The 12,889-nt window shown below is 38.9% G+C and carries 8 protein-coding genes and 1 pseudogene; 4 read left to right on the forward strand and 5 right to left on the reverse strand.

Going from position 1 to position 12,889, the window contains the following annotated elements:
- Nucleotides 1-408 precede the first annotated feature (408 nt).
- The 5 genes and pseudogenes from AAEU30_RS16035 to AAEU30_RS16055 form a co-directional block, all read right to left on the reverse strand.
- Entirely contained in the window at nt 409-1,821 is a 1,413-nt protein-coding gene (locus AAEU30_RS16035) for a BNR-4 repeat-containing protein (RefSeq protein WP_421961359.1), read from the reverse strand.
- Between the two features lie 181 nt (nt 1,822-2,002).
- Nucleotides 2,003-3,391 (reverse strand): BNR repeat-containing protein, encoded by a 1,389-nt coding sequence (locus AAEU30_RS16040; protein ID WP_421961360.1) that lies wholly within the window; start codon nt 3,389-3,391, stop codon nt 2,003-2,005.
- A gap of 160 nt (nt 3,392-3,551) precedes the next feature.
- On the reverse strand, nt 3,552-5,027 hold the full coding sequence (locus tag AAEU30_RS16045) for a sulfatase (protein WP_421961361.1): 1,476 nt from the start codon (nt 5,025-5,027) through the stop codon (nt 3,552-3,554).
- Nucleotides 5,028-5,125: 98 nt separating this feature from the next.
- Nucleotides 5,126-6,538: pseudogene (locus AAEU30_RS16050) on the reverse strand (sugar porter family MFS transporter); the annotation flags it as partial.
- Between the two features lie 62 nt (nt 6,539-6,600).
- On the reverse strand, nt 6,601-7,641 hold the full coding sequence (locus tag AAEU30_RS16055; protein ID WP_421961362.1) for a LacI family DNA-binding transcriptional regulator: 1,041 nt from the start codon (nt 7,639-7,641) through the stop codon (nt 6,601-6,603).
- Between the two features lie 299 nt (nt 7,642-7,940).
- Between AAEU30_RS16055 and xylB the strand changes: the two genes are divergently transcribed.
- The 4 genes from xylB to AAEU30_RS16075 all read left to right on the forward strand — a co-directional run bounded on the left by xylB (nt 7,941) and on the right by AAEU30_RS16075 (nt 12,844).
- A complete protein-coding gene (xylB, locus tag AAEU30_RS16060; protein WP_421961363.1) occupies nt 7,941-9,398 on the forward strand; it encodes a xylulokinase in 1,458 nt (485 codons plus the stop codon).
- Nucleotides 9,399-9,422: 24 nt separating this feature from the next.
- Nucleotides 9,423-10,742: a xylose isomerase gene (xylA, locus tag AAEU30_RS16065; RefSeq protein ID WP_421961364.1), complete on the forward strand. Its 1,320-nt coding sequence runs from the start codon at nt 9,423-9,425 to the stop codon at nt 10,740-10,742.
- 36 nt (nt 10,743-10,778) lie between these two features.
- Entirely contained in the window at nt 10,779-11,720 is a 942-nt protein-coding gene (gene tal / locus AAEU30_RS16070; RefSeq protein ID WP_421961457.1) for a transaldolase, read from the forward strand.
- A gap of 155 nt (nt 11,721-11,875) precedes the next feature.
- Nucleotides 11,876-12,844, forward strand: a complete 969-nt coding sequence (locus tag AAEU30_RS16075; RefSeq protein ID WP_421961365.1) for an aldose epimerase family protein — start codon at nt 11,876-11,878, stop codon at nt 12,842-12,844.
- The last annotated feature ends 45 nt before the right edge of the window (nt 12,845-12,889 follow it).

Here is a 12,889-nt window from a genome sequence, read left to right on the forward strand (position 1 = left end):
TTGAGAATTATTTAAGCTGGTTTAGGTTTATGGAAGATAACACTGAGTATTCAGATCAAACATGGATAAAAGAGGCATTATGATATGTATTTTCAATACCCACACTCAACTACAACACAGCCTTATTTATACAGTATAACTAAGCAAGCAAAATTATGCCAAGTTACTTTTTGTTTTTTAGCACTTGCGCAGTTCATAAGCTATGAAAGTGTAGTTATGTCAGAGCAGGAGGGAATACTGTCTAATAAGTTGAGGGTTTCTCTACCAGGAGAGTATGTAGCACTACAAGGGGATGCAGGAAGCATAGCTCAAGTCTTAAGTAAAACTGTCGAGCTAGCTTTTCCGTAATCCCCTGAATCAGGATTGTATTATCTATTACCCTTAGCGTATCCAGATAATGGATCTCGCTTAATTACCTATTTCAGATTTTAAACGTTGAATAGGACCTTCATCACCTAGTAAGTAAACTTTTCTATTGGCTTCCCCTTTTTGCTTTTCTGCAACAACCATTCTTGCATCTGGGTGTCCATTTTGGATTATTGACGTTAATGCCCAGTTAGCTCCTTTACGGCGAATTAGTTCATCACCTTGCTCGAAGGTTTTACCTGCATCATTGCTATTCCAGTATGAAATAACGCCATCATCACCATCTTTAAATTCAAGAATAAAACTAACTTCATCTGGTGATTTGACTATTAAATCACCGCGTGTATCTTGGTTTTTAATAACAGCATTTGAATCAACTGCACTATGTGAGAGCCATTTTGAACCATTCCAACGAATATGTGTCGTTTGTTTGGGCCCGCCTGTTTTCATGCCTATATCTTTGCCGATATTAGTTGCTAAATGCGGATAGCCATTCGAGTCTAAGTGAACTGTCCCATTAAAAGTCCATTTATCACCAGTATCTAAAGCCAATGTTTTTTGATCAGCAATTTCTCGAGTGATTGGCAAAGGTAATTGCTCACCTTTTACGTTTTTCCATACATCATTTTTAGTATCAAATGTCATGTAGTATGCATTATGTCTTTCTGTTGTGTGCCCTCGACCATTAATACCTGCCTTACCGTCCCAACAAACATGGTAGTCATAGCCTATTATGATTTCACCATCATCACCTTTATCAACCCAAGCGTACCAGCTATCAACAGCTTCAATATCATCTCGTCTTTTATGCTTCAAAAATGAAACTGGTGCTTCGAATGTGCGACCATGATCTGTAGATTTTTGATACACCCAATCGCTACGATGTGCGCCATGTCGATAAAATAGATAAATATCACCATTATCCATTTTTACTGCTTGATTATAAGTACCAAACACAGGAATTGTATCTAGCTCCTCCCAGCTACTAATATCATAAGGCTTTTTAGTAACAGCATGAATATTTCTACCATAATGAGTATTACCTAGTGGGTTTTTTCCATGTTTAGGCATCCCCCCATGGCCACCAAAAAATACATGAATATAGCCCAAATCGTCCATCAAAATAGTTGGTTTACCATGATTATCTATTTTACTTCTTGATGGATCTTTGCCCATGTCACTTATACCTGCTTTATAAGGCCCTTCCCACTCCTTAGTTTCATGATTATATGAAGCGACATAGGGGTCTTCTAGAGGTCCCTGATATGAAACATATGTTACGCCATCATGGTAAATACCTGCAGGATGTTGAACGATAGCCAAAGGATTACCGATTGCATCATTAGCAAAGTAATCTACATATTCAGCATTACTTGATTTTTTATCGCTACATCCAGCAAGAAGAAGTGCTAAACATGTAGAAATAACACTGAGTGGTTTTATTATTTTTTTCATTGTTGTCACCTATGATCTATCGGTTATGAGTCAAAACCATTTAATGGTATCGCTCTAATTGATAGATATTGATTTAACATGACTGAAAATGCAAGTTAATAAGATGGGCAGAGCAAAAATAAATCAGCCATCATATAAGCTTATGATGGCTGTATCGTAGAGGTTATAAATATAGAATTAGTTAATCGATAACTCCACTCAGAGTTAGTACACTAGGTTGAGATATATAACTATGAGCACTATCTCTATTACCAGGCTGTGTAAGCCAAGATAAATAAAACTTTCTACCAAAAGCTGATGAGTCTCCTTTTCCTTCGAAAATATGCTTTTCTAATTGAATCAGACCCTTATTTTGCGACAGTTGGGGGTTAGCAGCTTCAGTCGCAGCGTTAATAACGGGGGGATAAATATCTGCTTCTTCAACTTTAATCGTTTTTAGGCTATCTCCATCTAAAATAAAACGCATGACATCATCATTTCGTCGAACTAATACTGTTAGTTTTTTATTTCCCAGTAGCTCAGGTGAGTAAGGTTTAACCTGAAACCGCCCTAACGATCCATGCCCATCAAAATCCCATCGAAACCCTTTCCAATCACTAATTTTCACGACTTCCCACCCCTTGCCTTGTTTACGTGCAACATATATCTGGGTATCGCCTTTTTCATCATATTTATGATATGAAATGATAGGTGCCTTATTGTGGTCAAACCCGATCTTTACATTCCCATTAATCATTCCACCAAAAGGTGGAACAGGGTCAACAATTTCAGCACTTTTTGCAGTAATAGGTAACGAGATATCTTCACCGTTTGAGTTTTTCCAATTAACTAAATCTTCGCTTTTTGCATAGGATAGGCTGTGGTTTGTTGCAGCATTTGGTGTATTGCGCCAGACCCAAATTAAATGAAACATACCATCAGGGCCTAATGTGGGTCCTTCAAAATAACCACTCATTTTACCTTCGCCATCTAGGAAAGTTTTGGCGTGTAACCGGCTCCATGATTTCGATTGGGTATTATAAATGTTGTAAATTTCACTACCATTACCACTACCACCATCGCGATATTTTACGATAAGCTGATCTTGCTTGTTACGCAGAAAAACAGGGTAAGTCATTCTTTGTTCGAGTGACTTTTCAGCCATAACTGTCACACGTTTTAACGAACGTATATTAAGTGGCTCCGACATACGAAAATACTCAAGTGGATCTGCATGCATATTACCCATTACATGTAAGTAACCTTCAGAGTCAAGTTCCATAGTCACATAATTATGGCTGTCCCAACCTAACCAGCTATCTACTTTGTAATACCTCCACTTACCACCTAACTGCCTATGTGCTAACGTCATTTGACGATTTGCATCATAATAAGCAACAAATTGCTGTTCGCCTCGCGTTAATAAATAAGGTTTAATTCTGTGCCCAGACCATACACGGTCAATCGCTATTGAAGTAACTGTTTGCTCATGTTGACGTGATTGCGATGCAAAACTAACTAGGACAGATAAAAAGGCTAAGCTACATAGAAATATATACTTAGTTTTAAGATTAGTACGCCTTAAGTGCATAATAAGTTTCTCTAAAATTTAAATAGTTCTGTTAAATATCATTATCTATTTAAGCTACAAGATATAAATGTGGTAACAAAACCCTAATATCACCGTGAGATAAGCATCATCGGTTTTTAGTAGTGTGCTACCACATACTGTAAATTAATGTTTTGTCGGTTTACTGCGCTTTAATTTGCAATAACTTCTCAGCAATTAGTTGCTCATTCAATTGGGCATCGTACTTAGGGTTTAATTGCGTAGGTATATCAGCACCAATTTTTTGCTGCCAATTTAGTAGCTTTGCTTTAAGCTCTTTAAGCTTTTCTGGCGCGCTGTTGACTAAATTCACCGTTTCACCTTGGTCTGTATCAAGATCGTACAATTCAAATTCATTATTTTCGTAATATTGAATTAGTTTCCAATTACCGCTTCTAATAGCACTGCCCGGGCGAGTTCTAAATAAGGGATCTTGTCCTTGGTCAGTTAAAGCGTGATGTGCTTGAAGATAAATAGGAAAATGCCAAAACAAATCACGAGATGTAATTGTGTCATTTCCTAGTAGTAGTGAGCCCAGATCCATTCCATCCAATTCTTGTTCTGGTTGCTCAGCATTAGCAAAGCTCAGAAGTGTTGGATAAAAATCAGCATTAATAACTGGCGTCTGATCTATATTAGGAGTTATCACATCAGGCCAACGAACTAATAAAGGAACACGTAATCCCCCATCATAATAAGAGCCCTTACCTGCTCTTAATGGTGATGGAAATGATGACATGCGATAACCACCATTATCAGAAGTGAAAATAACTAGGGTATCATCAGCTAAATTTTCAGCCTCGAGCATCGACAATATACGACCAACATTAGTATCCATCGACTCTACCATCGCCGCATAAGTTGCCTGTTTTATATCTTTAATACCTTTATCCTGATATTTTTTTACAGTATCAGAAACCGCTTGAAATGGGGTATGTACGGTATAATAAGGTAGGTATGCAAAAAATGGTTCATTCTTTTTAGATTTCACCCAATCAATTACCTCTGTAGTCAAACGGTCTGTTAAATACTCTCCTTTTGGACCATCTTCAATATTAGGTAACTTATAAGGGCTAAAATAATGAAAAGTCATGCCTTGGTGACTACCAGCAATATTTGTGTCAAAGCCCTGTTTATCCGGATCTGCTCCCAAATGCCATTTTCCAAAATGACCCGTCGCATAACCCGCTGCTTTTAAAGCTTCAGCCAATGTAATTACTTCTAGGTTTAGCCCACGTTTATTCTTAATTGGGATTAATTTACGTGTCTTCTCATTTCCTCTCGTCGATGGTGAGACCGTATAAACACCATGACGTGGACCATATTGGCCAGACATTAAAACCGCACGACTAGGTGCACAATTTGCTGCTCCCGCATAAGCTTGATCAAAACGTAAGCTTTGCTTTGAGAGTTCATCAATATTGGGGGTTTCAAATAAGTCAGTGGTTTGATTGTAACCTACGTCAGACCAACCTAAATCATCAACTACAATCATTATAATGTTTGGCTTTTTCAACGTAGACATTTGTGGTAAATCAACAGCAGAAGTATTGGCTTTACCACCACAGGCACTCAATAGCATAGCGCATAAAGAAAAGAGTATTGTATGTAATTTCATATTTTTCCTAGCTTATAATTTGCCGGCTATAAGTTTCATTGGGGTCATACGTGGGGCCTAAACTTCAGTCGCCCCACGTCGTTAAATCAAATACAGATTTAACCCTTCATCTCTTCGAGTTCGATGCCTTTTGTTTCATTTAAGTACTTAAAGACAAATACCACAGAAATAAGAGCGCAGATTGCGTAAAAACCATATGCTCCAGCTAAACCAACACCTGTTAGCATAATAGGGAATGACCATGTAATTAAGAAATTGGCAATCCATTGTGCAAAACCTGTGACAGCAAGACCTGAACCACGAATTTGGTTAGGGAACATTTCACCTAACATAACCCACATAACAGGTCCCCAAGACAAATTAAAGAAGAACACATAAGCATTTGCAGCGACTAAAGCGACAATGCCTTGATCGCCTAATTCTAAGTTACCCGATACACCGGTTTCTGCATTTAAAAAAGCGTAGACCATTGTAAAAAGTGTCACCGTCATACCAATAGAACCTACTAATAAGAAAGGTTTCCTGCCAATTTTGTCAATGAAGTACATAGTAATAAATACAGCGATAATACTCACAAGCCCGCTGATAATATTAATGAGCAATGCATCAGATTCATTAAAGCCTGCAGCTTGCCAAAGTACTGCACCGTAATAAAAAACGACGTTTATGCCGACTAATTGTTGAAAAGTAGCCAAGCCAATACCGACCCAAACAATAGGACGCAATCTATTTTTAGATTTATCAATCAAATCTGACAATTTTGGCTGGTGTTTATCTAAGGCCAATGAGGCATCTATTTCATCTCTTTTGACTAAAGCAGATTCTTGACCATATAAATTTGACAAAACACGTTCAGCTAACTCTTTCTTCCCTACCAACATTAAATAACGTGGGCTTTCCGGAATAAACAATAAAGCAATAAGGAATAAACTTGCAGGAAGTAACTCTATCCAAAACATCCAACGCCATGTTTCAAAACCAAGCCAAAATATTTTAGTTGACCCACCAGCACTATCGGCTAAAAAGTAGTTACTAACAAAGGCGCTGAATAAACCGAAAATAATAGCAACTTGCTGTAGTGAGGAGAGTGTCCCACGGTATCTAGCAGGGGCTATTTCACTAATATAAGCTGGGGTCATTACAGACGCAGCCCCTACAGCCAAGCCACCTAATATTCGATAGATAACAAATTCAATGGATGAACCTGCAATCCCAGAGCCCCAGGCACTAATAATAAAAAATATAGCCGCAAAAAGTAAGATACGACGACGACCAAATTTATCCGCCAATCTCCCCGCAGTGAAGGCACCAATAGCACAACCAATAAGCATACTCGATACATTGAAACCTGTACCAGCACTACTAGAGCCAAACGCTGTTTGTAAGCCATCTACAGTGCCATTTATGACACCACTGTCAAAACCAAACAAAAACCCGCCAATCGTTGCAGCAAAGCAAACCATGACAATTAAAAGTACATTCTCTTTATTGTTCATAAGTATCCAAATTGTGTGTGTTGTTGTTCTCTTTACAGATTTTTAATTTAAGAACAGAAGGAGCTGTAGAGTCTCTATTACTTAATTTGTGTTATAGAACTAGACTCTCTCTCAATCAATTCAAAATCTAAAATATGTCTCAAGTCCAAACTTTTCAGATTGCTTAAATCGTTATATTGTCCAGAAGCGAGTAACGAAACTGACAATTCAGCCATTTCATTTATCGGTTGTTTAACCGTTGAAATATGTGGCCATACAACCTTAGCTAGTTGAGTATCATCAAACCCAACTACTGAAAGTTCGTCCGGTATATTAATACCTTGTTGTTGTGCAATTGAGATAACAGCAGCCGCCATATCATCATTTGCAGCAAATATCGCTGTCGGCTTTTCATCTAACGCAAGTAGCTTGACCGCAGCCTCCATTCCCGATTGATAAGTAAAACTCCCCTGCTCTATATATTCTGGAGGAGTTATAATTTTATTTGAGCGCAATGCATCTAAATAACCTTGATACCGTAGCCGACTAACCCCCTGCTTATTATTACCAATAATATGTGCTATTTTTTTGTGGCCTTGGTTTATTAGTCTTTCTGTTACTTCAAATGCTGCTTGATAGTCATCCATGCAAATATATGGAGAGCTATTTAGTTTGGTATCGGGTGTTATTCTCACATACGGTACATTCGCTTTTGTAAGCACCTCGAGTACTTCCTCGTTATCACACATCGGTGGTAATAAGATCATGCCATCTACTTGTGTAACATCTATCAACTGCTTAACTGATTCGATGGTTTTATTAATATCTAAATGCGCTTCATCTACTACTAGGTGGTAGCCTAAAGCACGACATTTTTTTAATGCTGCTAATAAAAACTGGCTAATATATGAGTCACTTGGATTATCGTATAACAAGCCTAGGAAAAATGATTTACTACTAGCTAATCGTCTCGCAGACACGTTTGGTCGGTAATTTAGCTCCTTAACGACAGCCATTACTTTCTCACGCGTTTTGCTGCTTACTTTTTGATCTTGATTGAGCACTCGTGAAACCGTCATCATGGATACACCAGCCCGCTCAGCGACATCTTGGATTCTTGTTCTTTTTGGTTCAGCCATGTTTTAAATTACCTACTCATAATCACTGTATTGATATAGCGTTTCATATTTTTCACTATAGATGCTTAAAAGCTGTAGTTTCTTTACTGCTTTAAAGACATATTATTAAAATTCTTTTACATAGCCAAAATGTTAGCGATAACAATAAAACACAAAATTATTTACAGTGCAACAACACCAGAATATAAAATCATCATAAAACCTATTTATATAAGATAGTTCATAAGAGCTATTGACTTAATATCACCCAATCAACTAATGTTAGCGCTAACAAAAACAAACATGAAAGTTTCTGATTTATGTATCTTGGTATCGATTTAGGCACTTCAGGTGTAAAAGTAATTATTTTAGACGAGCAAGATTGTTTACTTGCTCAGGCGAGCAGCTCGTTAAATGTCTCACGTCCTGCTCCACTTTACTCTGAGCAAAACCCTGCTGATTGGTGGCTTGCCACCTGCACCGCAATTGATGAACTTAAAAATACTTACCCTGCATTACTGCAATCGGTCAAAGCAGTTGGACTGTCAGGACAAATGCATGGCGCTACGTTACTTGATAAAAACAATAATATTATCCGCCCTGCCATTTTATGGAACGACGGACGCAGCGCGGCACAGTGTGTAGAGCTTGAAAAACGAGAGCCTAACTCTCGTAACATTACCGGCAATATCGCAATGCCCGGTTTTACTGCGCCTAAGTTGGTATGGCTAAAAGAGCATGAGCCAGAAAACTTTGCAAAAGTAGCTAAAGTATTATTGCCTAAAGACTACCTACGATTTTTAATGACCGGCGATTTTGCTTCAGATATGTCTGACTCTGCAGGCACACTATGGCTTGATGTAGAAAAAAGAGCTTGGTCAGAAAAAATGCTTGTAGCAACTGACCTAACTGAACAACACATGCCGACGCTGTTTGAAGGAACAGAGATAACTGGCACGTTAACCGCTGAGGTTGCTACAAAGTGGGGGATGGAACAAGTTCCTGTAATTGCTGGTGGTGGTGATAATGCAGCTGGCGCGGCAGGTGTCGGTGTTATAGCACCAAATCAAGCATTTCTATCATTAGGTACGTCAGGCGTTTACTTTGTTGCCAACGAAAAATACTTACCTAATCCAGCAGGCGCTGTTCATACATTTTGTCATTGCATTACAGATACTTGGCATCAAATGTCAGTGGTATTAAGCGCAGCAAGCTGTTTAAGCTGGGTCACTAAATTAACCGGCTTTGAAAACGAAGGTGCACTACTGGAACAAGTCACTAAATGCGACTTTAGCAAGCCGAGCTCTGTGATATTTTTACCTTATTTAACCGGCGAACGTACGCCGCATAATAACCCAGATGCCAAAGGTGTATTTTTTGGGTTAGACAGTGATACAGATGCAGCAACTCTTGGCCGCGCAGTTTTAGAAGGCGTCGCTTTTGCTTTTGCCGACGGACAACAAGTACTGCTTGATGCTGGCGCACAAATTGACGATGTAACTGTTATAGGTGGCGGTGCAAAAAGCCCACTGTGGGGAAAAATCATCGCTAGTGTACTTAACCGCCCACTAATTTACCGAGAAGGCTCAGAAGTTGGCCCTGCATTTGGTGCCGCAAGACTTGCCCGGATAGGAGTAACACAACTCCCTGCACAACAAGTGTGTGTCAATGGCAAAGTAACCCACACCATCGAACCAGATCCTATTATGCAAGACTTTTACGCACAGCAATACACAACATACAAAGCACTTTATCAAAGTATAAAAACACACTTTTAATACAATAAATTTATGGAGCACATTATGAGCGAACAATTTTTTTCAAATGTCGAGAAAATTAAATTTGAGGGTGAAAACTCTAAAAACCCATTTGCATTTCGTTACTACGACGAAAACAAGGTTGTTCTTGGCAAAACAATGAAAGAACATTTACGTTTTGCTGCCTGCTACTGGCATAACTTTTGTTCAACAGGTTTTGATATTTTTGGTGAAGGGACGTTCGACCGTCCATGGATCCAGCCTGTCGGCAACCAGCTTGAACTTGCTGAACAAAAAGTAAAAGTTGCGTTTGAATTCTTCGAAAAACTAGGCGTACCTTACTTTTGTTTTCATGATGTTGATATTGCACCTGAAGGCGCAACACTGCAAGAAAGCCACGATAATGTATCGCACATTGCAAACATTATTGAAAAAGAAATGCAGCGTACTGGTGTAAAACTACTTTGGGGTACGGCTAACTTATTTTCAAACAAACGTTTTTGTGCTGGTGGTGCAACAAATCCAAACCCAAATACGTATGCATACGCAGCAGCACAAGTTAAACACGCTATGGAAATTACCCATCGTTTAGGTGGTGAAAACTACGTACTTTGGGGTGGTCGTGAAGGTTACGATACGCTACTAAATACAGATCTTGCGCAAGAAAGCGAGCAATACGCGCGTTTCTTAAAAATGGTGGTTGAACACAAGAAAAAAATTGGTTTCAAAGGCACGTTATTAATTGAGCCAAAACCACAAGAGCCTACAAAGCACCAATATGATTACGATACAGCAACTGTTGCAGGTTTCTTACACAAGCACGGTTTACAAGACGAAATAAAAGTAAACATTGAGGCAAACCACGCAACTCTTGCGGGTCATAGCTTCCACCACGAAATTGCCGTTGCCTGTGCTGAAGGTATTATGGGTAGTATTGATGCTAACCGTGGCGACATGCAAAATGGCTGGGATACAGATCAATTCCCTAACGATGTAGCTGAATGTACGCTCGTTATGTACGAAATCTTAAAAATGGGTGGATTCACTACAGGCGGTTTTAATTTCGATACTAAACTTCGTCGCCAATCATGTGAGCGCGATGATTTATTTATTGGTCACATTGGCGGTATGGATACCATGGCTAAGGCATTACTTAATGCAGCAGCCATGATTGAAGGCGGTGAGCTTTCTGATTTTGTCGAAAAACGCTACGCAGGTTGGAAAGAAGAGCTAGGCCAAAGCATTCTTAAAGGCGAACAATCATTAGAAAGCCTTGCCGCGCTAGTACACGAGAACAACATCGATCCTAAGCAAGTTTCTGGTCGTCAGGAACTGCTTGAGAATATTGTTAACCGCTACGTATAAGGACATCGCCTCGGTCTCAAAACCGAGGCACACATCATTATGAACTTGTTAGAACAACTCAAAAAAGTAACCACAGTCGTTGCCGACAGTGGTGATGTAGAGTCAATCAAAGCCTTGCAACCAGTTGACGCCACAACGAATCCATCATTAATACTACAAGCGGCAAAATTACCTCAGTATAAACATTTAATAGATGATGCTATTGATAAAGCGGGCAATGATGTTGACGCAATTTGCGACCAACTTATTGTTAATTTTGGCTGTGAAATATTAAAGGTGATCCCTGGTCGTATATCAAGTGAAGTAGATGCACGTTTATCATTTGATACACAAGCGAGTATTGCCAAAGGACGTAAACTAATTTCGCTTTACGAACAAGCTGGTATTTCAAAAGACCGTGTACTTATTAAACTTGCTTCAACATGGGAAGGTATTAAAGCCGCCGAGCAATTAGAAAAAGAAGGTATTAAGTGTAACTTAACACTGCTTTTTTCGATGGCTCAAGCAATCGCTTGTGCACAAGCTAATGTTACCCTTATTTCCCCGTTTGTAGGTCGTATTCTTGATTGGTACAAAGCACGAGAGAACAAGGATTACGCCCCGAGCGAAGACCCTGGTGTGCAATCAGTCACAGGAATTTATCAGTACTACAAAAAGTACGACTATAAAACCGTAGTGATGGGTGCAAGCTTTAGAAACATCGAAGAAATTATTGAACTTGCTGGCTGTGATTTACTGACAATCTCGCCTGCATTGCTTAATAGCTTGCAAAATGAAGAAGGTACGCTTGAAAATAAGCTCGACAGTGCAAAGATTTCCAAAGCGTCACAAAGCGAAATAACTCCGCTGACTCACGAGCAGTTTTTATGGCAACACAACGAAGATGCAATGGCCTGTGAAAAACTCGGTGAAGGTATTCGTAACTTTGCTAAAGATCAGCGTATTTTAGCTAAGTTAGTTGAAGACTTACTAAACTAGTTCCCTCAAGCCTGCTCAGCCACTTTACATGCAGGCTTTTTAAATGACATTTGAGGTAATATAAACTAAAGACAAAGCTTAATAGTTAGATTTTATCCAATTAATGCACTAAGTAATTTTAAGCTCAGTGCATTTTTCAAAAGAGACAAACCTCCATGACGACTACACTTGTCGAATATACCTTAACTAATGAAAGCAATGACAAAATATCTATTATTAACTATGGGGCACGGCTTACCAGATGGATTACCCTAATTGATAATGAAAAACGAAATATCATGCTTGGCTATACTAATCTTTATGACTATTTAAGCGATCCGTTTTACTTAGGCGCTGTTGCAGGTCCTTATGCAAATAGACTAAGTGACGCCCAAATACACATTGATAATAAAATCTATGCACTTAATAAAAACGAAGGAGTAAACCAACTCCACGGCGGCCAAAAAGCATTAAGCGACTTATTTTGGAAGCTCGATTACCATAAAAAAAGTGAGCTCAGTTTAAGTATTACCCTACCCGATGGTTACAACGGTTACCCAGGTAAAACCATATTTAATGTATTGTATAGCTTTACTAGTGACTGTAACAACAAGCGTAATCTAGGAATTAAATTTACGATTACCAGTGATAAAAAAACGATCGCAGGGCCTACATCGCACCCGTATTTTAATTTAAATGGTATAGATAACAGTGTTCAAGGGCATATATTAAAATTGGCCGCTACGCATTATACGCCTATAAATTCGCAAGCAATTCCTACTGGTTTAATAGCCCCTGTGGAAAATACTACTTTTGACTACAAAAATGCGCGCATACTTAATAAAAGCAATAAACTTGATCACAACTTTGTAAGCGAGAAAACACTCAACCTGCAAGTCATAAAGCAACACGCTGAGCTTACCAGCCCTGACAATAAACTTATGCTCAATGTACTTTCTAACTATCCTGCGATTCAGGTATACACGGGTCATCATTTACAAAGTCCGTTTAATCAATTTGATGGTATTTGCTTAGAGCCACAGTTTTGCCCTGACAGTCCGAACAACCCATCTTTTCCATTTACTGCTTTAACTCCAGAAATCCCTTTGCAAATCCATATAAATTACTGTTTAACCACCCTGTGAACTACAGGACGACGCCACTTCGTGTCGATGAGTAGTTCACTGAAT

The sequence above is a fragment of the Pseudoalteromonas mucoides genome, assembly GCF_049257175.1.
Taxonomy (GTDB): domain Bacteria; phylum Pseudomonadota; class Gammaproteobacteria; order Enterobacterales; family Alteromonadaceae; genus Pseudoalteromonas.

Bases quoted from the DNA above. Each gene is read 5' to 3' on its own strand.
- AAEU30_RS16035 (WP_421961359.1), bottom strand. From the start codon at position 1,821: ATGAAAAAAATAATAAAACCACTCAGTGTTATTTCTACATGTTTAGCA.
- AAEU30_RS16040 (WP_421961360.1), bottom strand. From the start codon at position 3,391: ATGCACTTAAGGCGTACTAATCTTAAAACTAAGTATATATTTCTATGT.
- AAEU30_RS16045 (WP_421961361.1), bottom strand. From the start codon at position 5,027: ATGAAATTACATACAATACTCTTTTCTTTATGCGCTATGCTATTGAGT.
- AAEU30_RS16055 (WP_421961362.1), bottom strand. From the start codon at position 7,641: ATGGCTGAACCAAAAAGAACAAGAATCCAAGATGTCGCTGAGCGGGCT.
- xylB (WP_421961363.1), top strand. From the start codon at position 7,941: ATGTATCTTGGTATCGATTTAGGCACTTCAGGTGTAAAAGTAATTATT.
- xylA (WP_421961364.1), top strand. From the start codon at position 9,423: ATGAGCGAACAATTTTTTTCAAATGTCGAGAAAATTAAATTTGAGGGT.
- AAEU30_RS16075 (WP_421961365.1), top strand. From the start codon at position 11,876: ATGACGACTACACTTGTCGAATATACCTTAACTAATGAAAGCAATGAC.